The sequence below is a fragment of the Leptospira ognonensis genome (assembly GCF_004770745.1).
Classification (GTDB): Bacteria; Spirochaetota; Leptospiria; order Leptospirales; family Leptospiraceae; genus Leptospira_A; species Leptospira_A ognonensis.
Genome location: NZ_RQGD01000014.1, coordinates 19,801 through 44,503 on the forward strand (window position 1 = coordinate 19,801; position 24,703 = coordinate 44,503).

Here is a 24,703-nt window from a genome sequence, read left to right on the forward strand (position 1 = left end):
GAGCAATGCGACCTGATTTTACTAAAATTCCATTCTCGAATCCAAAAGCGGCAGCAAAAAATCAATCTGCCTCCCTCTGGCAAACTCCAGAAGGTATCCCCATCCAATCTCGTTATACGGCAGAAGATCTCTCGGGTTTGGAACATTTAAACTATGCTGCGGGCATTGCTCCTTACTTACGTGGGCCTTATTCTACGATGTATGTGAACAAACCCTGGACGGTAAGACAGTATGCAGGATTCTCAACAGCAGAAGAATCGAATGCATTTTATAGAAGGAACTTAGCCGCCGGACAAAAAGGATTATCCGTCGCCTTTGACCTAGCAACTCATAGAGGTTACGATTCTGATCATGAACGAGTCGTCGGTGATGTTGGAAAAGCGGGTGTTGCCATCGACTCAGTCTTGGATATGAAGATTCTTTTTGATCAAATTCCCTTAGATCAAATGTCAGTTTCTATGACCATGAATGGTGCAGTGATCCCCATCATGGCTTTTTATATCGTCGCGGCAGAAGAGCAAGGCGTCTCAAAAGATAAATTAGCCGGCACAATACAAAACGATATTTTAAAAGAGTTCATGGTTAGAAATACATATATCTACCCACCGAAACAGTCGATGAAAATCATCGCGGATATTTTTGGCTATACTTCAAAATATATGCCCAAGTTTAACTCGATATCGATATCTGGGTATCATATGCAAGAGGCGGGCGCGACCGCAGATCTCGAACTAGCGTATACGTTAGCTGATGGCTGGGAATATTTAAAAACAGGAATTGCATCTGGTTTGAGTGTTGATGAATTTGCGCCGAGACTTTCCTTCTTCTGGGCGATTGGTATGAATCATTTTATGGAAATAGCCAAAATGCGTGCTGGAAGGTTGCTTTGGGCAAAGATTGTAAAGCAGTTCCAGCCGAAAAATGCCAAATCAATGGCTCTCAGAACCCATTGCCAAACCTCAGGTTGGTCCCTCACAGAACAAGATCCTTATAATAATGTGGGCAGAACCTGCATTGAGGCAATGGCAGCAGCCCTTGGACATACACAATCCCTTCACACCAATGCCCTTGATGAGGCGATCGCCCTTCCTACAGATTTTTCTGCACGCATTGCGCGAAACACACAAATTTACCTGCAAGAAGAAACAAACATCCATAGAGTGATCGATCCTTGGGGCGGCTCTCACTACGTCGAAAGACTTACCCATGATTTAGTTCACAAAGCTTGGAGCTTGATTGAAGAGGTACAAAAGTTAGGCGGTATGGCAGAAGCAATTGAAACTGGCATCCCAAAAATGCGAGTCGAAGAAGCTGCAGCAAGGAAACAAGCACGCATAGACTCGGGCAAGGATGTGATTGTAGGTGTGAACAAGTATCGTTTAGATAAAGAAGCACCTATCGATATCTTAGATATTGATAATACAGCCGTTAGAGAATCTCAGATCAAACGACTGAATCAAATGAAGGCTGAGCGTGATAACACGGCAGTTGAAGCGGCACTAAATGCGATCACCAAATGTGCGGAAAGTGGATCTGGTAATTTACTTGAACTCGCGGTTGATGCAGCTCGTAAACGAGCATCTCTCGGCGAAATATCCTATGCCATGGAAAAAGTTTTTGGAAGGTACAAAGCTGTGATTCGATCAATCTCTGGTGTATATTCTTCTGAAATATCTGAGGACAAAGGTTTCATTGAAGCTAGAGGACTTGCGGATGAATTTTCAAAATTAGAAGGTCGCCGCCCTCGCATTATGGTAGCAAAAATGGGCCAAGACGGACACGATCGAGGTGCCAAAGTGATCTCTACCAGCTTTGCGGATATGGGATTTGACGTTGATATCGGACCATTGTTTCAGACGCCAGCAGAGGTTGCAAAGCAGGTCGTGGAAAATGATGCACACATACTCGGTATTTCTTCTCTTGCTGCTGGTCACAAAACTCTTGTTCCACAAGTAATTGCAGAGCTAAAAAAACTTGGCGCTGAAGATGTGTTAGTGGTGGTTGGTGGAGTGATTCCAGCCCAAGACTACGACTTTCTCTACAAATCAGGAGCAACTGCGATTTTTGGACCAGGCACGGTGATCTCCGAAGCTGCAAAACAAATCTTAACGATTATGTTAAATGAACGGAGAGCCGCCTAACAAGCCTGAAATTTCAAAACCATCCTCAACGCCCAGCGCTTTAAGTGTGATGCCTGGCGTAGAGGATGTTCCATCCATTAGTCCTTATGTAGAGGAACAAAGAAAAAACTATAAAAAATCTTCAATCGATACTCAATTGATTGCAAACGGGATTCTCCAGGGAAACCGAACTTTCCTTTCTAAAGCGATTACACTTGTTGAAAGCAACCGAGAGGATCATAATGATCTAGCACAAGAAATATTAGAACAAATTCTACCTCATTCAGGAAAAAGCATCCGAATTGGTATAACAGGTGTTCCTGGAGTTGGTAAATCTACATTTATTGAAAGTTTTGGCAACTATCTCATTGAAAAAGGATTTAAAATTGCAGTCCTAGCCATTGATCCTAGTTCAAAACGAACGAAAGGTAGCATTCTTGGAGATAAAACCAGGATGGAATCATTATCAAGATCTGACTCCGCTTTCATCCGTCCCTCACCTAGCAGTGGATCTCTTGGAGGCGTTGCCAGAAAAACTCGTGAGTCCATTTATTTATGCGAAGGGGCAGGCTTCGATGTAATCATCATAGAAACTGTTGGAGTTGGTCAATCGGAGACTCAAGTTCACTCCATGGTTGATTTTTTCCTTTTACTTATGTTAGCTGGTGCTGGTGATGAATTGCAAGGAATCAAACGTGGGATTATGGAAATGGCAGATCTGATTGCAATCAATAAAGCTGATGGTAAAAATGAACCTTTTGCTACGAGAGCACGCGCAGAGTATGAGTCTGCATTGCATCTATTTCCACCTCCAGAATCAAAATGGACACCTCGTGCGATTACCTGCAGTGGACTCGGAGGGGCTGGAATCCAAGAGATTTGGTCTCTCATCGAAGATTATAAACTTACAACCATAGAAAACACTTATTTTCAGAGCAATCGAAAGGAACAAATGAAACTCTGGTTTGAGGAGACATTAAAAGAAGCCGTTTTGGATGAGTTTTATGGAAGGTTAGGCGTAAGGGATAAAATAACCGCAGCCGAGGACAGAGTGTTTTCGGGGAAATCCTCTGTCCTAAAAGAAATCAAAGACATACTAAAATGAAAGATAAATTTACAAAACTCGGTCTATTCTCATTAACACAAAGTTTTTTCCAGATTGGATCAGTGATGATGATGGCAGTAACTATCCTTGCGGGCAAAACAATTTCGGAAAACCCAGAATCGGCCTCTCTGCCATTGTCTCTAGTCATTTTCGGAACTCTAATAGGACTCATTCCTGCATCCTATATGATGAGAGAGGTTGGTCGAAAATACGGGCTATTGATCGGAACAAGTATTGGTATTTTTGGGATAGGAGTAGTATCTTTCGGACTTTACAGTCGGAACTTTATTCTATTTAGCGTAGGACATCTGTTTTACGGACTTCACCAATCTTTTTTACAATACTTACGATTTACGGCAATGGAAAGTGTCCCTCATAAAGACAGGGCCACTGCTCTTTCTTGGATCCTTCTAGCTGGAATTCCCGCTGCCTTCCTTGGACCGTTAGCTGGACTTTATGGAAAGGACCTTCTACCAAATCATTTGTTTCTAGGATGCTTTCTAATCCTATCTATTTCCTTATGCATACAATTCTTTTTGATTGCCAATCTCCCGCAAGTCGCAAAAACGATCGAATCAGAAATGAAACTGACCCATGACGAGTCCACCTCACGCCCGTTCAGCTACCATATTAGAAATTCCGGCTTATGGACATCGGTTCTCTCCAGCGGGATTGGCTTTGGACTCATGGTTATGTTGATGTCGGCTGTGCCAGTTGCGATGCAAACGCACGGGCATCATATGCATACCTCTACCATCGTCTTGCAATGGCATGTGCTCGGAATGTATATACCTTCATTTTTCTCTGGATTTCTTGTGCGCAAACTCGGTGCACCTAAATTGATTCTTTTTGGAATAATCACTTTGTTTCTAGAAGTGATTGCCGCTTTACAAGGAACAAACTTTTTACCTTTTGCCTTGGCATTGATCTTACTCGGTATTGGCTGGAATTTTATGTATGTGGGCGGAACAAATCTGTTGGTGGATCAATACCATCCTTCCGAAAAAAATTCCATCCAAGCCTTAAATGATACTATCGTCTACCTATTGGCAACTGTTTCCACTTATAGTTCTGCGTATCTAGAATCTAAGGTCGGTTGGTATGGTCTAAATTTAGTCGCACTTCCGTTTTTAGCAATTGTTACGATTTTAGTCTCCTTCCATATTCTGAGTAAACATCGAATCAAACCACCCGCTCACGTTTCACCAAATCTAAATTAATTTACTTTGAATGTCGATGGATATGTTCCAAGATTAATGATTTATCATTTTCAAAAAGTTGATTAAATTCTAATCCGATCACATAGTACTCACCGTCATTAAACTCTTCCAAGCGCACTACTTTCGCCTTTGGATAAAGAACATATCTGACGTCTGGGAATCTGAGTTCAAGTTCCAATCGAGTTCCCAGAGGCATCGGTTCGCTCGTTTTAAAAAGAAGTCCTCCCTCGGATAAATCCTGTGACTGTCCTTCTCCTCTATCTTTTGGATGAAAAATCTGATCCGAGCCAACTTGGATGACTCGGTAAGTTAGGTGAACCTTTTCAGAGATCCTTTTATAAACTCGTTTTTCTTGCGACATGGGAGTATCATGAGTCGAAATTTTTTAGAAAAACAAGTCGATTTTTAGTCTTCTAAGTTCTTTAGATCCAATCCATAGTCAGGGCGAAATTTTGCTTCTACCCATTCGCGGAAGCGATCGACGTAGCCAAAAACAGCCGGAACTACCACCAAGGTGATCACGGTTGAGAGTATCAATCCACCGATGATGGCAATACCCATCGCTGTTCTGGACTTGGAGGCCTCTCCTATCCCTAGTGCGATTGGAAGCGTTCCTGCAATCATCGCAAGCGAGGTCATGAGGATCGGTCTGAGTCTTTTGACGCCTGCATCAAAAATGGCATCATTTCGATTCATGCCCTGCTCCTTCATTGCCTGTATCGCGTGGTCGACAAGTAGGATCGAGTTCTTTGCGACTAAGCCCATTAAAAGAATCAATCCAATCATACTAAATAAATTCAGCATCTCCCCGGTTAAGGCTAACGCAAAAAAGGCGCCAGAAATAGCTGGTGGGATCGCAAATAAAATCGTTATCGGTGTGATAAAAGATTCATACAGCGAGGAAAGAACCAAATAGATGAAAATAATAGCCATCCCGAAAGCTAATATGATGTTCTGTATCAACTCTTTAAAATCTTCCGACTGACCCACAAAAGCAAACGTTATGCCCGGAGGTGGTGGAACTTTCTCCTTCAAAATTTTTGCGGCCGCCTCTGTTGCAGATGCGATGGCGCCTCCAGGAGCTAAGTTCGCATTGATGGGGATGACCCGAGATCGATCTTCCCGTATAATCCGCGCAGGCGAAGAACTTTCTTTGGCATCTGCAACGGCAGAAAGAGGAATCAAGCGATTTTGAATGTTTGGAACCCTAGTCTCAGAAAAATATTTACGTAAATTTCTTTGGTCTTCCCGTAGGCGCAAGCGAACGTCATATTCGATTCCATTTTGTAAAAACTTTGCAACCTCTCCACCTTCGATATGATATCTTAACTCAGCTCCCATAACTCCAGCCACAACCCCAACGGTCTGCATTTTGGCACGATCTGGCACTACTTGAAATTCTGGTTTTCCTGTTCGGTAACTCGTATCGATGTCGGTGAGATCTGTTACACCAGCGAGTTCTTTCATAACCTTTGCGGAGTAGTCCTCGAGTTCTTTTAAATTTTCTCCCTTGATATTCAAATTGAATGGGTATTGGACTCCTCCACCAACAGCTGAATAATCGTTCACCTTTGGCCTCGCAAAACTGTATGCCTTTAATAGTTCTCGAATGGTATCTTTAACTTGAATCGTGGTTGTTCGGCGGTATTCGGAAGGTAGGAGGGCTACGCCGATATTGGCAATATTTGATTCACCGTCCGTGTTACCAACAACAGTTGCTAGATAATCGATTTCAGGGATCTTAGCCTTCATGTCATCTTCTACCTTCTTTACGACTTCATAGGTCCCAGCAAGAGAGGTCCCAGGAGGCATTTCAATGCTCACCATAAATTCACCTTGATCATTTGGTGGAAGGAAGGTTTTTTTTACGAATTGCAAAGACATGATACTGGCCACCAGAGTAAGGGCTGTCATAAGAAGTACTACCCATGGTTTTTTTAATGCATAACGCATAACTTTCGCATAACCAGCATCTAAAAATGATTGAAACTTATCAAAGTTTCTAAGAACTATATTTTTCTTTTGGTTATGTGTCTGTTTGCCTGCAAAATAAGCGGAGAGCATAGGAGCAACTGTTAGGCCATCGAAAAGTGAAATGATCATAGCAAAAACAACAGTCAATCCAAATTGCTTAAAAAATTGACCTACTATACCTGACAAAAATCCAATCGGAAGAAAGACAGCAATGACCGTAAGTGAGGTTCCAATCACAGCAAGAGTAACTTCTTCGGTTCCTTTTCTTGCGGCAACGAGTACGGATTCCCCCTCTTCCAGCTTTCGAAAAATGTTCTCTCGCACGACTATGGCATCATCTACGAGAAGACCCACAGCAAGAGATAAAGCTAAAAGGGTCATCACGTTCATCGTAAAACCCATCGCATACATGATGATAAAGGCCCCGAGCATTGAATTTGGCAGAGCCATCCCAGTGATTATCGTAGAACGAACATTACCCAGAAATAGATAAACGACAAGAACTGCGAGTAATATCCCGAGAATAATAGCAAGAGTAACGTCTTCAATATTAGCTCGAATCCATCTCGACCCGTCACGTACAAGCACTACTTTTGGAGATCCAGGTTGGTCCTTTATCCTTTCATTAATTTGATTGATTTTGGCGGTGATCCCATCTGCTACAGCAACAGTATTTGCTCCTGATTGTTTATAGACATCTAAAAAAAGAGCCCTCTTCTGTTCTCTCTTTTTGACTGGTGGATCATATTTAAAAAATAATTTCGCAATCGCATTTGGCTCTTTGTGTTCCTCTGTATTAATAGCAGCATATAAAAATCCTAATGTCTGTTTATCCTCTATCGAGTCAACCACTCGACCTAGATCTTTTACGAGTACACCTCTTCCAAATTCACCACCAAACGAAACGACAGTGTTTTCTATCTGGGAAAGTGTCTCATACTTTGCAACCGTCCGATATGAAGTTTCCGTTGATCCAGAATCAACCTTACCTGCCGGAATATTCGTTCCAGAATTTTTGATCTGACCTGCAATGGATACAGCGGATATTTGAAACGGGTTTAATTTATTTCGATCAAGTTCAATATGTATTTCACGTCGAGAACCACCTACTATTTTCACAGCACCAACGCTACTGACTTGTTCTAGTTTGGTCTTAATCTGTTCTCGTGCAAGATCATATAATTCACCATCTGGTAGATCCGCAAAAACGGAAATCCGCATAACAGGTTGATCTGATGGGTCAAAGCGCTGGACTAACGGTTCCTTTGCGGCAGTGGGTAATTTTGGTCTGACGCGTGCTGTTTTATCTCTTACTTGCTGTTCCGCATATTTTATATCCGTTGTAAGTGAAAACTCCGCTGATACGATCGAAACACCTTCTTGGTTGCGAGATGTTATTTTTTTGAGTCCTGAAATAGAACTTAATTCCTCTTCTAAGAGTTTTGAGATAGATGTCTCTATTTCTTCCGGACCAGCTCCAGGATAGACGGTAGACACCACAACAAACGGTATGTTGATATCGGGAAAGAGATCTACACCAATCCGTTTCAAGCTGATGAAACCTGTAAATACCATGAGGATTACAAGTGAGGAAATGAAAATAGGTCGTTTGATCGAAAAGGCAGCTATGCTCAAAGAAAAACCTCGCTATTTGAGGATCTGATACTCCTGTAAACAGGCGATCCCGCTACTCTCTCTGTAAGTTCTAACTAATGTTGACTTAACGGTCAACATTTTAGATCTATTTTCAAATTTTTCTTCGATAAAACTATCCGGACAGGTGTCACTAAGGAGTAAAATAGAATCAAAACTAGACCAATCTTTCCAACGGTAACGATGATCATTACGCACAGCACCCAATTCGTAGGTTTTTAATTTCATAGCTAGATCAAAATCAGAAGCGATCAAACGACCTTTAGATTCGTATTTGGCTTGGTCATGAAACGCATTGAGCAAGATGTACTTTTTGCTGGCTTCAATCTGGCTTGCAATCTCACGCGCAGGTTGGAAATCAGATGCATTCATTCCTCGATAACAAAAAGGTTTGGTATTAAAAAAGGAATCAGTTAACAAGCCTTGTTTATAAAACAAATTCCATCCGACAAAGGAGATACATATTATAATAATCGAATATGCGAGTTTTTTCTGATACCCAGATTCGGCAAACTGCGCAAAGCGAAGTGCCCATGCAAAAGACAGAAATCCGATAGAAGGTATAAACTGCAATACGTGACGGGGTTGCTTATTTCCTGTAGTTACTTCTAAAATTAAAAGTTCTAAAATGATGACGATCGTTGCGGCAAGGAGAGGGTCTTTTCGTTTGGACTCTATACTTTCATTCTTTCGAATTAGAAAATAAATCAAAGAAATGAATGTCACGCCGATGAGGATCCGAAATCCCCAAACGAAGTCGAAAATGCCAGGCACTTTTGGATCCATTCCAGGCTCTGTCCATAGTGTTAAAAAGAAACTTCGAGTGTACTGATTGACAATCAATTGGGCATCGATGAGCGCATTCACTCTGTCAGGGTTGATAAAAAGCCAGAAAAATGCTGGGAAAATGGCATAAACCCAGAGTACGGATATCGTTTTTGGGAAAACATTTTTTGCTTTTTCACGATTGCGATAGAGGAAAATAGAAAAATCTACAAACAATATCACTGAAATATAAAACATGAACGTTTTAAAAGTTCTTTGGTTTAAGTTTATTTTTGAAATGACGCGAAGTATGGGAAGAGAAGCGATCATAGTCAAAACAAAAATTAAATAAACCAAACGAAATCCACGCGCATAAACTTTGTATAAATAGATAATCACCTCTTTATAACGCGAAGGAGATCTGAAGATCTCGTAACATATGCATGCCATAAAAAATAAGATACCATAAGGATACTTTGTGAAATAAAATCCGAATAGAGAAAATGAAACCAAATACTTAGTCGAGCTTTTGATTTCACCAGTATTATCATCCTCATAGAGTCGAAACAGCGAGTATCCACTGAGCAAAAGAAAAAACATAGATTGTGTTTCGAGCATCGAGGTCAATGAGTAAACAGGCACCTCAGTAGTTTGCAAACAAAGAACAAATGAGAAGAATGCAAAAACAGATCCCCAAAAATGAGAAGCAGTAACTTTAATTAGAATATAATAAAGTGCAGGGAAAACCAATATCAAAAAAAACAAACCATGAAAAGAATCTCTGTATGTCACTGGCCAATCAGTTGGGATGTACAAGGAAAGAAAGGTCGTAAAGGACCTAAGTGGTGGCCAAGTAGGTGATTCGAAAAAAGGCAAAATCCCATTCCAATAATTCCCTTCTCTAAAATCAACCGCCTGATCGAGGACATTCGAAAGTCGTATATTTTCATCCCAAGATAAAAAATCATGATTGGGACAGGTCGTTAAAAATACTTCCCATGCTTTCACGGAATAAAAAGCAACCAGAGCCACACCGAGTAGGAAAAATGGGATTCCTAATAATTGATTTATACGCATTCTCATAATCCTAGTGGTCAATCTAACTGAATCATTCTAAAAAAATAGTTTTTTCTTAAACTTAGGGCTTAAAATCAAGTCGAGATTGCCCAATTTTTCACTTTAATTGCCATAGAATGGGAAAAACCTGGAAGAAAGGCAAAGAAAAATATGCAAATTGAGTCCCTCCCTTCGAGAAACAATATCGCAATTTTTAGTATTCTTACACTCGTTAGTATTTTTTTGATCGGTTTCCATTCTAGGCCTGTAACGGGCAATAGTGAACGAAAAACGCCGAGATTCCCTTCCGGATTAACGACAGATCCTTACGAATTGTATGAAAGTTTACCCGTTTTTCATGCATCTACTGATAAGAGCCTACCACATGACTCAAATTTTGAAGCCGCATTTTCACCACCAGGTGACCAAGGAAATCAAAAAAGTAGCGCTGGTTTTGCGGTAAGTTTTGGTCTCATTTCCTTCCTTGAAGCAGAAAAAAATAAAAGGAAAATTCTTTCCAATCTAGAACCCCTAACAGCGGAGGGACTTTCAATCTTCTACTCTCCTGCTTATCTTTATAACCAATTAAATAATGGGCGGGACTCTGGGTCTTCTCTTCTTGAAACATTGATCTTGGCACAAAGTAGAGGTGCTGTTACTTTAAAAGAAATGCCCTACTCCCCTTCCAATTTTCGCACCAAACCAGGAGGAAACCAAATCGAAATTGGAAGAAACGTAAGGCTATCGCAAATTTTCAAAGTCGAACCTACAGATCTTACATCGATTAAATACGCGGTGTCGAAAAAAATTCCTGTAATGATAAGTTTTCTCACTTTTGATAACTTCCTCGAAGCCAAGGGAGATTCTTTATATTCAAAAGTCTCAGGAGAACCAATCGGTGCGCAATCACTCATTGTCATTGGCTTTGATGATGACAAACACGCCTTCCGGGTCTGGAATTCTTGGGGAAAAAATTGGGCTGACAATGGCTACCTTTGGATTGAATACAGTCTCTTCCAAAAACTAACGAAGGCAGCTTACATTGCTACTTCTGGAAAAAATGAGACGTATCTATCAGAAAAGCAAGCACTAGAGACTCTTAATCAAATCCTAAAAAATGGCGATTTGATTTCCACGCCAACAGAGGTGCACGTTTCAAAGGGAGAGTTTAAAGACAAAATTCGACTCGTTTGGCAAAAAATTGACCGTGCGATCGGCTACGAAATATATAGAAAGCGCAAAGGTGAAACCAAATATCAATTAGTCGGCTTGTCAAAAATCCCCGCTTTTGAGGATTTCGGCGTTCAAAAAGACCAAGCCTACATCTACCGAGTTGCAAGCTTAGATGAATCTCAAATTTCGGAACCTTCTCCAGAATCAAATGAAGGATATGCTTCGTCGGACGTTAAGATAACGGAACTATTGCCTATTACAAATTTGAATGCTAGCGTTGGTGGATATAATGATCGGATTGTTTTGTCTTGGGACAGCCACCTGACTGCCGACTCCTACTCGGTTTACAAATGGAATGCCTCTTCTAAAATTTTTCGTTTTTTAGGAAAAACGGGAAAACCAAATTTTACCGATTACAAAGCGACCAAAAATGGCGATTCAGAAATTTATCGCGTGTTTCCTCATAACAAAAGTAATACGGGAGAAGGAAGCGTTTATACTCAAGGGTATTTGGACCCTCTTCGAAATTTAAAATTAAGACCAGAAAATTTAGCAGTGTCCAAAGGCGAGTTCAACGACAAGATCATCCTAAGTTGGGACAATACTCCAAATGCTGAAGCGTATATTGTATTCAGAACACCAGTAGGAGAAAATGATTGGGAAAAAATTGGCCAGACTAGTGAACTGAAGTTTGTTGATACTAAACTCAATGAGTCAGATTACTCTTACTCCGTAAGTGCCGTTTTTTCTGATCAGTCGATTTCGTTACCATCAGAAATTGCCTCAGGTTTCAAACAACTCGTTGCGAAACGTGGAAATGAAAGCGAGATTACTGAGATTGAAAATGTGGAAGCCAACTCATCACGACGTGAAATCAATATTAGCTGGCGCCAAAATCTTAAAGCAGAATCTTTTAGCCTATTTATGCGGAAAAAGCAGGGCAAGGATTGGAAGCTGGTAGCAACCGTAGACAGAAAATTGAAACAATTTTTAGTCACAAATTTAGACAAAAATCAATTTTACTTTTTTGCTCTCAAAACTAAAGAATCTGGGAAGGAGATCAGTTCTTTTTCTAAGTCCGTAGTTGGTGTAATCAGTGAGACGATAGTCGATTCGAAAAAAGTTCGCACATTCTCGGAATCTACAATTACAAAATTTTTAGGACCTTGGACTGCTATGCATTGGGATGGGAAATCCTCCATTAAGCCAATAAAATTAGAAGTACAATCAGACGATAACGACGGCTATATATTAAAATGGAATAATGAAGAGTTCTATCGAGGCAACTATGTCATCGATGCCAACCTGTTGGAAGAAAAAGGTAAGTGGAAAATCCAGTTATCCCCTAACCTTGATTCACTTTCGGCGGATGTTTATGAAAAAAGCCTCCTCCCAGAAAAAAGTAGACTTTCCTTCGTAAGGGAATAAATTCAAAATAACGTGCCACTTTCACAATTCTTGTGGCATTTATTTTTTAGTCCGTTACAAGAATTTAAGAGTATTGCCAAATCTTGATCTGAATAGATCGGCGACTGAGTCGAAAACTTATATATGAGATCATTTCGAAGGAAACAATCCCCTTCGATCGTTGCACACTTGTTTCTTTCTAAACAGTTGCTTCTCGGAGAGAAAGGCGATCCACAACGTAAAATGAAAAGATCCAAAACAAACCAAGTAAATATAGAACTAACAAACTTTCTCGTGCTCAAAATCGGTACGTATTATTTTCTAATTTTTCCAGTTTCAGTTCAGACAGTTTTTTTAAGGAGTTTGAAGCATTGATGAGTTTCACTTTGCCGATAATTTTTACGGCTACGTCAAATTCAATCTCGCCTTCCACATTAAGTTCTTCACACTCTACAAGCGACGGATAGGCTTTGAAAAGAGAATCGAAATCGGTGATTTTTTTATAGTATCTCTCATCAAGGTTCACAAGTACTTCCCCAAGACCATTGGCTTTGCGTGCCTTTGACATCGTTAAAGAGTAATCCTCATTAAGAGTATACGCATCAGACCTTCTGATGAGATAGTCTTCTGTTTTTTTAACAGGAGCAAAGCGATCGCGAGGAATGATGATCCCCTTAAATTTTGAAAAGTTACCTACAGCCGAACCCATTGCCGTTTCAAGTTGGAGGATTTCCTTACCCTCTACCTTTTTCGGGTTTACAATCAGGGATAAGGAAAAATGGCCTTCCCGTAGTCTGTCACGAAGAGATCTCAAATTGATCCATAAATTATTTGTAGAAAAAGTCCTAAACTTTCCGAGCCCACTAAACTCATGCTCATTTTCCAACGGCACTTGCGCTGTCTCGAGGAGTTCATACCTTTGAAATTTTCCATCCACTAACTTTCGATAAATGGCTCCTCCCTTTTTATCGGCAAGAGTTTTGGGTGTCATCTCCATTGCAAAATCAATCCCTTCGCTTAGCAGATAGGAGACGATATGAGAATCTACAGTTGCACCAAGATTGTCACCATTGGAGAGGAAGGCTAGCTCATAGCCCATATCTATTAATTGGTCTAGGATACCTGTTTCGATCAGAGTGAAATGGATATCTCCATGTCCTGGTGGACACCATTCGTCTTTAGCCGAAGTTAAACTCACGGGCGACAAGTTTATTTTGTCCAGTCTCGGAACTTTATGTTGTAAGAATGATGTTCCAATTTTTTGTTTGAACCCAATTTTTTTCAATTCTTCTTGTGAATCCTTTTGCGTATTATATGAATCCATAAGAAGTAATGGTACTTCTATGTGGTATTTTTTTCGAATGTGTTCGATCTGAGCTGCCATAACTGCGAGAAAGGATTTACCTTCCTTTATAGGAATTAAGGACTTTGCTTTTTCCAAACCCATAGACGTACCGAGGCCACCGTTTAACTTAATGACTACGAGCTTTGCTAAATTCGCCTGTGATTCCTGGAAGTTCTCATGAATTTTTTTTAAATCAATTTCATCTGTCTTGGGATCGAGATCTCCTACGGTCTCCCATTTAACAATCCCTGTTTCACCTTTTCGAACTTGATCGACTTTTTCTAGAAAGTCATTTATAAAGGCATCACTCAGTCCTTCTGACTTCATTTTTTCGGTGATTAATTTGTCCGCAGCTTCTTTGGAAATTGACATGGAGACTCCTAGAGATTTTGATTTAATTCGCCAAGTTGTATGCGATAGGGATCTTCAGATTCCGATGGCTCCCACAGAAAGTAGACAAGGATCTCTCTACCCTCTTTCCTTGCCTTAGGTTCGTTTTGATTGCGGTCATACTTAGGCATGAAAACAGTAAAATTATAAACCCAAACAACTTTTTTGTCACCTCGCTTTTCCTTTGTAATTCCCTTTCGCAAGGGATCTTCAGAAAGAATCGATCCGTAAGGCAAAGGGAATACGCGCTCCCAGGCAATAAGGAGCTCTTTTTTTGCCCGAGAATAATTAGGTGGAGTCTCAGCGAAGAGGGAAACTGAGACTAAAAGATAAAAAAAGAAGAAACGCAAAAAGGTTAATTCCGAGAGCTCACCATGATATAGACAGAATGCGCACTATATTCAAAGCTTTGCGAAAGAGAGTTTGGATCGATGCGCGAATTTCCGTTCCCTACTTCACGGATGTAAGTTACAGATAGTGATGATTTTGATGTCACCCAAGAAAATCCCAAACTGATCCCTCGATTTCGTGAGTATTCATTTCTTGGATCGTTTCCACTTCTAGGGATTCGGTAAACGATACTATTTTCTCCAGACGTTGCCGATACCTGATTGGCTACTGCCGTTTGTAGATATAAATCCGCTGCAGACTGCGCCCAGGAGACCTTTTTTGTATTCGGTTCGTTGGTATAAATACCGCCTAATACAGAGAAGGTATCCATGATGTAGTATTCCATTCCTAATGCAAAATTTGTTGTCGCACTTCGTGTCAATTCTCGAATCTCAGTATCGGTAGTCGTATACGTAATCCGACTGCCAGCGCCGCTGAATTCGTCTTGGTTGCGTCGTTTTTTATACCCTGTTGTGTGAATGATATCAAAGGAGGCGAGAAATCTCGCTGTGGGAAAGAAGGCAACTCCCCAACGAATTTCGGAAGTTTGAGGAATCGCAGTTGTGAGCTTGGGTTTGTTTGTTATCACACCATTTTCAATGGAGGAAAATCCATCTCCGGTTCCTTCCACAAAATCAACGGCAGACGTTCCCGCCCTTCTCGCAGAATCCACATACACCTCATTATAGAGGCGATTACCGCCTGTAACAATGATTCTGCGGATGCTCATGCCTAAGGATAGTTTTTGCCATGGTTGGTATTGGATTCCGATGATGGGCATAATACCAGATGTTTGGCGGTTGTCTACATAGCTTCGCATGACATAAGAAAGATCAGAGAATTGCTGAAATTGGGTTCTCGCTACATTTTTCGTGTCACTCAAATAATAAAGTGTCGCACCCAATGAAAGCTTGTCCGTGAGAAGATAGGCTATGCTTGGTCCTACGAGCAATTGGCTGTAGTTTTCCTTTGTGTAATTTCGTGTCGTGTTGATCGTCGGCGAAACAAGTGGGTAGTTCACCTGGTCGGCTCGATTATAGGCATAATTATAGGTATTTACGATCGAAAATGCGAACTTCCATTTATCAAAATTTTTCACAAGCCCAACAAAGTTAGGATTATAACCCTGTGATGTTTGGTTGTAAGTCTGTCCTGGAGTGTCGATGTTGAGATAGCTTCTCTTCGCATTCTTAAAGTTACTTGCGGAAATGGAAATCCCATCGTTATGCGTAAATCCGAGGCCCGCTGGATTGTAATAGGCTCCCGAAGGGTCATCGGATAAGGCAGTAAAGGCACCACCAAGTCCAGCAGCGCGCTCTCCATAAAATCCTTGGATGTTGTTAAACGGCTCCGAGGCAAGGATTGGTGAGGCTGAAAGCAATAAAAGAAGTGAGAGTTTGATTTGTTTCATGTGTTTAGATTTTCTTTAACGTGGTATTTATAGATGTATAAACAGGATTAGAGTCGGTATCGTAAGTCACTCGCCAAACCTGCAATCCTGCGTTGAAATCGCTCAATTCTCCATAAAAATCAATATAGACTTCGCTTGTATCATCATCGGCAATCAAAATAACGGCGTCATCATCTTCATCAACGTATAATCCCTCACCTAATTGGTATTCACCAATGCTGTCATTGTTTGGGTCAACCCCGGTGGGATAGATGACAAATTCATCATAGCCAGTAAAGGAACCAGTTCCAAGCACCCCACCTGAATTGATTTTCAAGATGACCTGATCTTCAAAGCGATAAGTGGTTTCATAGTACTTATCATAATTGGAAAAGTCACCTACTTCACCATTATCATCATTTGAGTCATCAGCTAAATCAAAGAAATACATAGAGTAATAATCGAGCTCTCGGGAGGCGTTGAAAGCCTCCTCATAAAAGTAATATTCATTGGCATCCGGATCAAGGTATCCAGTGCGGATATATCCCCCATCATCGTCTGTCCGGCCTTCTACGGTTGTAGTATATTTAGTCCCACTATAATTGTCCTCATTGCGATACCCAAGGGTGACACAATTCCCAGAATTGTTGGCAGCATCTGCATCACACTGTTCCAAAATAAATTTTGTTTTAGTGATTGTCTTGCTTGCTTTCCCGGACGAAAGGACTCTTCTAAAATTAAGAACCGTCTTATCTTTTTTCCCAGTGCCGCTGAAATTGGTGATAGAGGCTGTGATGTCGATCGTAGTTCCAAATGATTTTAAGGACTTTCTGCTGGAACTGAAAATCTTACTAAAATCAGTTTTGAACTTCATAAGTTTTTGGTATTTGTTGTTTGTGGGACAAACGACGGGACTTGCAATGGAGTCAGAAAAAGAATAGGAAATTTCCACATCGTAATCCGGGTTTGTCGAAGCTTTATAGAGCATTGCCGGGCTCGGAACAACCTGACCAAGAGTGGGAAGCACTCCTTCATCCTGCAAAGAAGAAAGCTCCGTTTTTGCTTCCGCATTGGACAGACCGAGATTTTCTAAACCATCTACCATCTCATCTAACATACTCTGCGTGACAGTCACTGTCCCTGACCCACCAGGAATACAAACTCCAGGGGTCGCTTTTGCTTTAGCGTAAGCGCTGCTCAGTAGAATCAAATCTCTTTTTGATTCTTGTAAAATTTCGGCAACATAATCCCCACCAGATTGTAAATCAATTTGTCCTGAATATCCTGAAGTATAATAATCTTCTAATTGAGTCTCATCAAATGTACGAGTTTGTAAGAGTCTGGCTTTTCGTGTTGTTCTCGTGCTAGAGGAAGACTTGCGAATGGAACGAGGCACAGGTACGGCCAGACTTGTGGGAAGTTCAGAAGCTATGGCACTTGGAGTAGTAGAAGAACCGCTCGCCAGTTGGTTTCGGATCAAAAGTCTTCCGAGCAAAGCATCCACTGCATTGCTTTTGTCTTTTGATTTAGAACACCCGATGAAGGAAAAAAAAATAAGGATCAGGATTAGACAGAATCGTTTCATCTCAACGTATTAAGTAGAAGATGAACTAAATTGTCAATTCGAAAGAATCAATTTAAAAAAGAGTTTTCAAAAGACATAAAGTCTTTCACATTTTGACTGAAATGAAATTCTCCGTTCTTTATCTTTCTCTAATATGGTTCACTTTCAGTACGATTCACGCAAAAAGCATACTGTATGTCCAGAGTCCGAAAGCAAAACTCCTAAAAGAGCCGCAGTTGTCCTCGGATGGACCGACCCTAAAACCGGGCGAGACCTTAAATCCGATGAGCGAACAAGGTTTGTTCGTGCAAGTACGTATGGACGACAAAACAGGTTGGGTTTCCAAACTCTTCGTCTCCCAACTACCTCCTAGTAGCCAAATCAAGTTAGGCGTTACTTCTAATTCTACAGAGACGATTGTGGCAAGACAGCGAGCTTCTGACTTCACAAAAACTGCCGCAGCGCGCGGGCTTTCCGAGACAGAAAAGATGCGCGTGCGAGGTGGCGCTGAGTTATACGACTTTGAAGCCTTACGCTGGTTAGAATCACTCCCCTCCGAGGGATCAGAATCGGGAACAAGTAAAGCAGAGAACCAGGAGAGTAGTTTTACTGGACGGGTGTCGGAAGATACGAAAACCGAAGTGAAAATGGGAAGAGCCCTCGCAGCCAGACTTTTAAAAAAATATCCCCTAATGAAGGATGCTGCTCTGACTGGGTATTTAAATAGCGTGGGAAACCAAGTCGCTTCGATCTCCTCCCGAAGAGATCTAAGCTTCAAATTTGGGGTCCTCGATACCGAGGAAGAGAACGCCTTGGCCTGTCCTGGTGGGTTTATTTTTATCACGAAAGGGACACTTAAAAAAATCCAGAGTGAATCCGAATTGGCAGGAGTTCTCGGTCATGAAATTGGACATATTACCTTATTCCACAGTGGTAAGTTTGTTGGGTCCAATGTGTTCCTCGATATCTTAGCAAGTTTGCTAAGCCCTGCAGGTGGTGAAACCATCAGTGCCGCCGCATCGGCAGTCCTAGATGAGATGGAAACCCAGTTATTTGAAACAGGTAGAGATGAAAAAGTAGAATGGGAAGCCGATGAGGCCGGCGTTAGTCTGGCAGCTGGTGCAGGTTACGGCTCGCAAGGCTTGGGGAATTTTCTTACCACTCTGGCAAAATCAAAAAATGCAGATCACCTGAAAAAAACCCATCCAGATACGTCAGAAAGGATCGCGAAACTCATCCGAATCGAAGCAAGCGTGGATACAAAGGGAATTCCTTTGGTGAAACAAAGATGGAATCGGTATAAAGACCTTCTCAATCCATGAAATTACAAAAAGTCTATTTCCCCTTCCTTCTAACACTTGCAATTCCGATGTCTTTTGTGCTCTTACTCAGCTTACTTGGAGTTTCTAAAACTTTTGACCGCAAGCTTTCGGATGCCCTCTTTGCCAGCCTTCCGACCCATTACAAAATGTCCGATCAAATCGTCATTATCGACATTGATGAACAGAGTATCGCCAAACACGCAGATGATCCTGAACTCGGTCAGTGGCCTTGGAAACGTACGGTTTACCCGACACTACTGAGCTACGTTAATATTTTAGCACCTCCCAAACTTACCATCATTGATATCATGTTCACAGAAAGATCTGACCGAGACTTTGCACTCGTTGAAGCTAACCAAACCATCGGTAAAGTTTCGCATGCTGCAAATTTCAGGAGCGATATTTCCACGATTGTAAATCCATTGATCGAACAGAATGCCAAAAGGTTTCTGATCGACTTACCTGCCGACTCTCCTTTTCCGAAATACGGAAGTGCATCTCTACCTATTGGTGAAATCTTTACAACAGCTCCTTTCCTTCATGTTGTGAATGTCATATCTGATAGCGATGGTATACTCAGGCGATTTGCCCCAACTATGAAATGGGGGAACCGGCACTTCCCCACTCTCGCCTTGCGCGCATTTGGTGAGACGGAATCCGTCATCACTGCTGAGCTAGAGGATGGTACTCTGATTGTTCGAAGTGGAGAGAAGGAACGAAGGCTCCCAATCGGGAAGGATGGCATGGTTCGTGCATACTTTTATACGGAAGCAGAACTAAGGGCCATTCCTAGGTATTCGGCAGCAGGAATCATTGAATCTTTGAACCAATTGAGCTCTGGAGCTGTAGAGGATCCAAACAAACTCACTGTCCCTCCTGATGTATTTGAAAATAAAATTGTTCTCATTGGAACCTCTGCCGCAGCTACCCATGATGATGTTGTGACTCCCTTTGGTTTGTTCCCGGGAGTCATCGCACAAGCTGTATTTGCTTCCAACACCATCCAGGGTCATACCTTGCGTGAATTGCCACAATACTGGGGGTTTCTATTTACCATCATTGTCTTATCTCTAGGGACCCTGATCTTGTTCTATAGCCAGGTACATTGGCTCAGAAATATTTTCCCTATCCTTGCTGTTGCTTTATTTCTTGGCACTTTTTATACCCTCTACCGTCTTGATTTGATCTTGCCACCGACATCCTTTATACTCTCATTTCCCATATCATACTTGATTGGATTCGCTTACCTTACCTATACAGAAGGTAAAGACAAAAGAAAATTTAATAGCATCTTAAGAAATCTAGTAGACCCTGGTGTCGTATCACAAGCATTAGATGATATGGAGGCTTTGAAACGTGGCGGAGAATGGGAAATTACTGCCTTCTTTTCAGATGTTGCTGGATTTTCATCGATTAGCGAAGAACTATCCGCAAGCGATTTAGCGCGGTTACTCAATGAATACCTTTCTGCAATGACAGACATTTTAAAAGCCAATTCCGGCACTCTCGACAAATACATCGGCGACGCCATTGTAGGGATCTATGGAGCACCCATTCAGTTTCCCAATCACCCAAGTCTAGCTTGTAAATCAGCTCTCGAAATGTTAACACGCATTAAAGATTTGCGGAAGGTGTGGATTGAAAAAATGGACTATACGGAGTCGGCAAGAAAAATGAAGTTCCGCATCGGTCTAAATTGCGGTCCAGCAAAGGTGGGCTTTATGGGCACAGACAGTTTAGCCTCCTATACGATGATGGGAGATACTGTGAATTTAGCATCCAGGCTCGAAGCAGCTGCCAAAGATTACGGGGTAGATATCCTTGTTTCGGAATCAATTGAGGCTGCCTGCCGAGAAGAGTACCATTTTCGTTTCTTGGATCGCATCCGAGTCAAGGGAAAGGACGCACCTGTCAAAATCTATGGTCTGATCTGTAAGAAAAACGAGGCGACACCCGAACTCCTGCAGGGAGAGACAATCTATCAAAAATCCTTTCTCGCTTATACGGAACAAAGATGGGAAGAGGCAATTCGTGGTTTCGAGCAATCTTTCTCTTTTTTTGGCGAGAAAGACGTAGCAGCTCAGATGTTGATTGAACGATGTCAGGTACTATTCAAAGAACCTCCTCCTGGCGTTTGGGATGGAGTGTTTACAAGAACTTCAAAATAAACTCCGTTTTTCATAGACAGAAATTCCTACTAGATAAACCTCTTTGTATGTTTCGCTTTTTAGAAAATTTGGAAAGGTTATGGGCAAAGTTTCTCTTCTTATTGCCAGGTCACATCGAGCCAGAAGATTGCTCTGGTAAAGATATATTGATCGTACCCGGGTATGAGGCAGGAAAAGGCTTTTATCATCGCCTGAAGGCAAACTTAGACAACTTGGGATTTCACGTCTCTGTCCTCTCCACACTTCGCAACCCAAAATCAATCGAAGAGGCAGTTCTCCATCTTTCGAAACAAATCTTAACAGCACCTAACGATATCACACTCATCGCACATAACACTGGTGGATTGACCTGCCTCGTGTTACCCGACGAAGCTCGCCGAAAGGTGAAAAGACTGATTACCTTAGGGACACCGTTTCATGGATCCGACCGCTTCCTGAACACTCGTTATTCGTTTTGGGGAGCAAATTCAGACTGGGTGACAAAGAATTATAAAAATGCACTGTTTTTTCCCCTATTCCAACCTCTTTCGGCTATAGAGGATTTTAGCTTCCCTCCGCAAGAAAGCACAGAATTTGGCCAAGGGAGAGATTTATGGTTTGATATTCCTGGCAACTATAATCTTGTTAGGCGAGAAGAAAACCTACGGACTCTTAGGGAGTTCCTAGGCACACCAAAAGATCCTATCGAGAAGCCAGTCGCAAAAGCAAGCCCCATTCATTCCACTCCCAAGAGAGTGGAAGTTGTGGACTTTTCGAAGTATGACCCTGCGGTTTATAACAAAAAAAATACGAAAAAAACAGCACCTACTGCGAAACCAAAGAAAAAGTCAAAGCCGGTTGCCAAAAAAAAGGCCAGCGCAAAAAAGAAAAAGCGCTGACCCTTTTATTTTTTAACTGAGACTTGAGATTACAGCTTATACCTTCGCCATTTCTTTAGAACAAGCCAGACAACTATCCATGCAATCCTTACATTCTTTATGATGGTCTGCATGTTTTTTACAGATCTTTGCACAAGAGTTACAGATTTCTTCACATAAAGCGGCGGCCTTTTTTGTAAAGTTTGAGTTTTGGCTGGCAAGAGAAATGAAAGCCTCACAAGCGGCAATCACTTCCATAGTAGAGGAGGCGCACTCTCCTAAACTCTTATCACCGTTGGAAAGTTCTGCGATGCAATGTCCGAGACATACCTCAGCCGCTAGTTTGCAATGAAGTGCTGACATGAGTGCCTTTCCGTATTTTGATGGCTTACTTGTCATTGTCATACCTGGTTCATGCTTATGATCCTGGGCAAAAAGGTTGGATAAAGCTCCTGCGGTTGCAAGAACGGCTGCTGATTGTGCTACAAATTGTTTACGATTCATATAATTCTCCTATATTCTTAAAAAAAATGATTTAAAGGGAAGGGTAAATATTAAAGAATCAGATGATGAGTTTAATAGAGGCTAAAAATTGAATGCTGGGATCATGTTTGGTGCTCTGGTTTCTGCCGTAAGCAACTGCGAAGAGATAGCTTTTGTTATGCGACGCATGAAAGACAGGAGGAAATCCGACTATGATGCCTGAAACTTGGAGAATACTGCTGATCTTCTCCAATCCTTTGGAATCAAGTGTATAGTCTTGAAAGGAAAGTGGACACTGGCAATCTCTTTCGAGCGGCGATTTGTGGGACTTTGTAGCTTGATTTGACTCATGGCAGCTAGGAACCGAAGATGTGGAAACCTCTGCCTTTGAAAAGAGATTCGGGCAAAGGTCATATAGGGAAGATTTACAGCTAACAAAGAGCAAAAATCCCAATAATAGTATCCCTGAAAAAAATCTACGTTTCATGGTCTGTCTCATTAGACGCTCGTTTCCTCAAAATCGTTAAAGAATATTGTTCAAACCCTTCCAGGCAACGATAAAAGTACCGATTGTCGAACCAAACTGGGGAAGAAAAAAAATCAGAAAAATGCGAATCACTCTATTTTTCCAAAAACCAGCAAAACTCTCCGAATCCAAGGCAATTCTCTCAAAGTCTTCCACAGTAGGCTTTCGAAGATACGATTCTGATAATGCGGCGACCCAGCCTGCTTTAAAGATGGGAACAAAAGTACCAATAGGAGCTGTGATAAAAGCAAGCAAGATCGAGATCGGATGCCCGAGTGCGATCATGGCACCAAGTGCCGCCAAACCGCCTTTGATGATGACTAACTTGGATAACAAGCTTCCTCCCGCATCGGCTCCTTGGGAATAGGTCGTATAACCAATGAGGCCTGCAAAAAAAATAGGATAAATCGCTAGCTGGATCATATCCATCCATTTTCTTTTTGGAATCAAATCAAGCGGGGCCAAATCATGTTCATGTTGTATATGACTGATGATCCCTTGGAGGTGACCTGCCCCCACCACTGCCACGATTTTTTTAGCAGAAGGAAGGGTGGCCGCCCTTCTGATCTTTTCTGCGAGATAGGTATCCCTTTCATCGATGATGACATTTTTTATCGAATCATAACGGCCAGGTAGCTGTGAAAATAAATCTTTTAAGATATCCTCACTTTTCATCTCTTCTATCTTTTCTGTCGAGACATCCTCTTTCACGAATAGCGATGTAATGAGGGCACTTACTAGATACATTTTTGATAAGAACCCAACATTGCTCCAGGCACGACGTAAAGTTGTCTGAATTTCTCGATCAACCGCAACAACTGTTAACTTCTTATCACGCGCCATTTCAAGGGCCTTTCGCATTTCATCACCAGGTTTTACCTTGTTCTGCCCCATTTTTTTTTGGAAGGACGAGAGTATGAGGCTGGAAAGTAGCAACCACATTTTTCTTTCCTTAAAAACTTTAAATATATCTAATTTTTTTAAGTAATCTGGGTCTTCTACAGATTTCATGCGTGATTCGCATAACTCTATGCATATGGTATCTGGTTTTACATGCGTGACGAGGTCTTCGACGGCCTTAACACTAAGCTCAGAAATGTGCGCAGTGCCCAAAATGTGGACCGCGGTCTTTCCAATGTATTCTAAATGGTATGGTTCATCCGTTTGGAACTCGGATTTTCTGGATGTTTTTGTTTTTGGTTTAGTTTTTTTGATTGAAGGCATATTGAGGAATTTCTATGATTAAATCGTAAGTAGTTGGTTCCATTCTCTAAAAAACGAGTAGAATGTCGATTAAATCTAAAATCATTAATGTTGGAATTGCCGATATAAAGGTCGGCCAAGGGGATGTGGTGCTCAGAACCACTCTTGGGTCTTGTATAGGCATCGTTCTTTACGATCCTGATCAAAAAATCGGAGGTCTTTCGCACATCATGCTAGCAAAGGATCCGACAGGGAAAGACAACCTTAAATTTCCGCATAAATATGGTGAGACGGCTCTTCCCGAACTGGTCAAGATGATGACAGATGCGGGGTCTCCTGTTGGGAAATTTTATTGCCGGATGTTCGGTGGAGCGTCCATGTTTAAGGGTATCAATTCAAATTTTTTACAAAACATTGGAGAACAGAACATTCTGATCGTCAGAAAGTTCATGGAAACCCATAAAATCCCGATCATCGTCGAAGACATTGCAGGTAACGAAGGGCGGACAATCAGTTTATATTGTGATGATGGTAGAGTCTTACTTAAGAAAGCAGGTATGGAAAAATACCTCTATAAGGTGCGTTAGTCGAC

Annotated in this window: 19 protein-coding genes; 8 read left to right on the top strand and 11 right to left on the bottom strand. The window is 41.5% G+C overall.

Annotated features, from left to right (window positions below; all coding sequences use genetic code 11):
• The first annotated feature begins 5 nt into the window (after window positions 1-5).
• From scpA to EHQ58_RS03885, 3 genes are read left to right on the top strand one after another with little or no spacing between them, the layout of a single operon-like run.
• Complete coding sequence (gene scpA, locus EHQ58_RS03875) at window positions 6-2,141, top strand: methylmalonyl-CoA mutase (RefSeq protein ID WP_135622206.1); 2,136 nt, start codon at window positions 6-8, stop codon at window positions 2,139-2,141.
• The gene (meaB, locus tag EHQ58_RS03880; RefSeq protein WP_135622209.1) at window positions 2,122-3,225 is read left to right on the top strand and encodes a methylmalonyl Co-A mutase-associated GTPase MeaB; all 1,104 of its coding nucleotides are present in this window, start codon (window positions 2,122-2,124) and stop codon (window positions 3,223-3,225) included. Before scpA ends, meaB begins: the two co-directional genes overlap by 20 nt.
• A complete protein-coding gene (locus EHQ58_RS03885; RefSeq protein WP_135622211.1) occupies window positions 3,222-4,445 on the top strand; it encodes an MFS transporter in 1,224 nt (407 codons plus the stop codon). The genes meaB and EHQ58_RS03885 overlap by 4 nt, the downstream gene beginning before the upstream one ends.
• 1 nt (window position 4,446) lies before the next feature.
• Here EHQ58_RS03885 and EHQ58_RS03890 read toward each other — a convergent pair whose 3' ends face one another.
• From EHQ58_RS03890 to EHQ58_RS03900, 3 genes are read right to left on the bottom strand one after another with little or no spacing between them, the layout of a single operon-like run.
• Window positions 4,447-4,806, bottom strand: coding sequence for a PilZ domain-containing protein (locus EHQ58_RS03890; protein ID WP_135622213.1), 360 nt, complete (start codon window positions 4,804-4,806; stop codon window positions 4,447-4,449).
• A gap of 44 nt (window positions 4,807-4,850) precedes the next feature.
• A complete protein-coding gene (locus tag EHQ58_RS03895; RefSeq protein WP_135622215.1) occupies window positions 4,851-8,054 on the bottom strand; it encodes an efflux RND transporter permease subunit in 3,204 nt (1,067 codons plus the stop codon).
• Window positions 8,055-8,066: 12 nt separating this feature from the next.
• Window positions 8,067-9,914, bottom strand: a complete 1,848-nt coding sequence (locus EHQ58_RS03900; RefSeq protein ID WP_342776208.1) for a hypothetical protein — start codon at window positions 9,912-9,914, stop codon at window positions 8,067-8,069.
• A gap of 150 nt (window positions 9,915-10,064) precedes the next feature.
• On the opposite strand from EHQ58_RS03900, the gene EHQ58_RS03905 reads away from it, so the two are divergent.
• Complete coding sequence (locus EHQ58_RS03905; RefSeq protein WP_135622219.1) at window positions 10,065-12,494, top strand: C1 family peptidase; 2,430 nt, start codon at window positions 10,065-10,067, stop codon at window positions 12,492-12,494.
• A 2-nt stretch (window positions 12,495-12,496) separates the two neighbouring features.
• Here the strand turns inward: EHQ58_RS03905 and EHQ58_RS19075 are convergent, their stop codons facing one another.
• The 5 genes from EHQ58_RS19075 to EHQ58_RS03930 are packed head-to-tail and all read right to left on the bottom strand — an operon-like array spanning window position 12,497 to window position 17,573.
• Window positions 12,497-12,748: an LA_0364 family Cys-rich lipoprotein gene (locus tag EHQ58_RS19075; RefSeq protein ID WP_135622786.1), complete on the bottom strand. Its 252-nt coding sequence runs from the start codon at window positions 12,746-12,748 to the stop codon at window positions 12,497-12,499.
• A gap of 23 nt (window positions 12,749-12,771) precedes the next feature.
• Window positions 12,772-14,190: a UTP--glucose-1-phosphate uridylyltransferase gene (locus EHQ58_RS03915; protein ID WP_135622221.1), complete on the bottom strand. Its 1,419-nt coding sequence runs from the start codon at window positions 14,188-14,190 to the stop codon at window positions 12,772-12,774.
• A gap of 8 nt (window positions 14,191-14,198) precedes the next feature.
• Window positions 14,199-14,558: a hypothetical protein gene (locus tag EHQ58_RS03920; protein ID WP_135622224.1), complete on the bottom strand. Its 360-nt coding sequence runs from the start codon at window positions 14,556-14,558 to the stop codon at window positions 14,199-14,201.
• Between the two features lie 5 nt (window positions 14,559-14,563).
• A complete protein-coding gene (locus EHQ58_RS03925) occupies window positions 14,564-16,009 on the bottom strand; it encodes an OmpP1/FadL family transporter (RefSeq protein WP_135622226.1) in 1,446 nt (481 codons plus the stop codon).
• Between the two features lie 4 nt (window positions 16,010-16,013).
• Entirely contained in the window at window positions 16,014-17,573 is a 1,560-nt protein-coding gene (locus EHQ58_RS03930; protein WP_135622228.1) for a hypothetical protein, read from the bottom strand.
• A gap of 101 nt (window positions 17,574-17,674) precedes the next feature.
• Between EHQ58_RS03930 and EHQ58_RS03935 the strand changes: the two genes are divergently transcribed.
• Genes EHQ58_RS03935 through EHQ58_RS03945 form a run of 3 tightly spaced genes read left to right on the top strand, consistent with a single transcriptional unit; the run spans window position 17,675 to window position 21,920 of the window.
• On the top strand, window positions 17,675-18,874 hold the full coding sequence (locus EHQ58_RS03935) for a M48 family metalloprotease (protein ID WP_135622230.1): 1,200 nt from the start codon (window positions 17,675-17,677) through the stop codon (window positions 18,872-18,874).
• Window positions 18,871-21,042, top strand: a complete 2,172-nt coding sequence (locus EHQ58_RS03940; protein WP_135622232.1) for an adenylate/guanylate cyclase domain-containing protein — start codon at window positions 18,871-18,873, stop codon at window positions 21,040-21,042. Before EHQ58_RS03935 ends, EHQ58_RS03940 begins: the two co-directional genes overlap by 4 nt.
• 47 nt (window positions 21,043-21,089) lie before the next feature.
• A complete protein-coding gene (locus EHQ58_RS03945) occupies window positions 21,090-21,920 on the top strand; it encodes an esterase/lipase family protein (RefSeq protein ID WP_135622234.1) in 831 nt (276 codons plus the stop codon).
• Window positions 21,921-21,956: 36 nt separating this feature from the next.
• On the opposite strand, the gene EHQ58_RS03950 is transcribed toward EHQ58_RS03945, so the two are convergent.
• From EHQ58_RS03950 to EHQ58_RS03960, 3 genes are read right to left on the bottom strand one after another with little or no spacing between them, the layout of a single operon-like run.
• Complete coding sequence (locus EHQ58_RS03950; protein WP_135622236.1) at window positions 21,957-22,403, bottom strand: four-helix bundle copper-binding protein; 447 nt, start codon at window positions 22,401-22,403, stop codon at window positions 21,957-21,959.
• Window positions 22,404-22,461: 58 nt separating this feature from the next.
• Complete coding sequence (locus EHQ58_RS03955) at window positions 22,462-22,869, bottom strand: hypothetical protein (protein WP_135622238.1); 408 nt, start codon at window positions 22,867-22,869, stop codon at window positions 22,462-22,464.
• A 36-nt stretch (window positions 22,870-22,905) separates the two neighbouring features.
• Window positions 22,906-24,132: a TraB/GumN family protein gene (locus EHQ58_RS03960; RefSeq protein ID WP_135622240.1), complete on the bottom strand. Its 1,227-nt coding sequence runs from the start codon at window positions 24,130-24,132 to the stop codon at window positions 22,906-22,908.
• A 62-nt stretch (window positions 24,133-24,194) separates the two neighbouring features.
• Between EHQ58_RS03960 and EHQ58_RS03965 the strand changes: the two genes are divergently transcribed.
• Window positions 24,195-24,698 carry a chemotaxis protein CheD gene (locus tag EHQ58_RS03965; protein ID WP_135622242.1) on the top strand — a complete coding sequence of 168 codons (504 nt, stop codon included), beginning with the start codon at window positions 24,195-24,197 and terminating at the stop codon, window positions 24,696-24,698.
• Window positions 24,699-24,703: the final 5 nt, after the last annotated feature.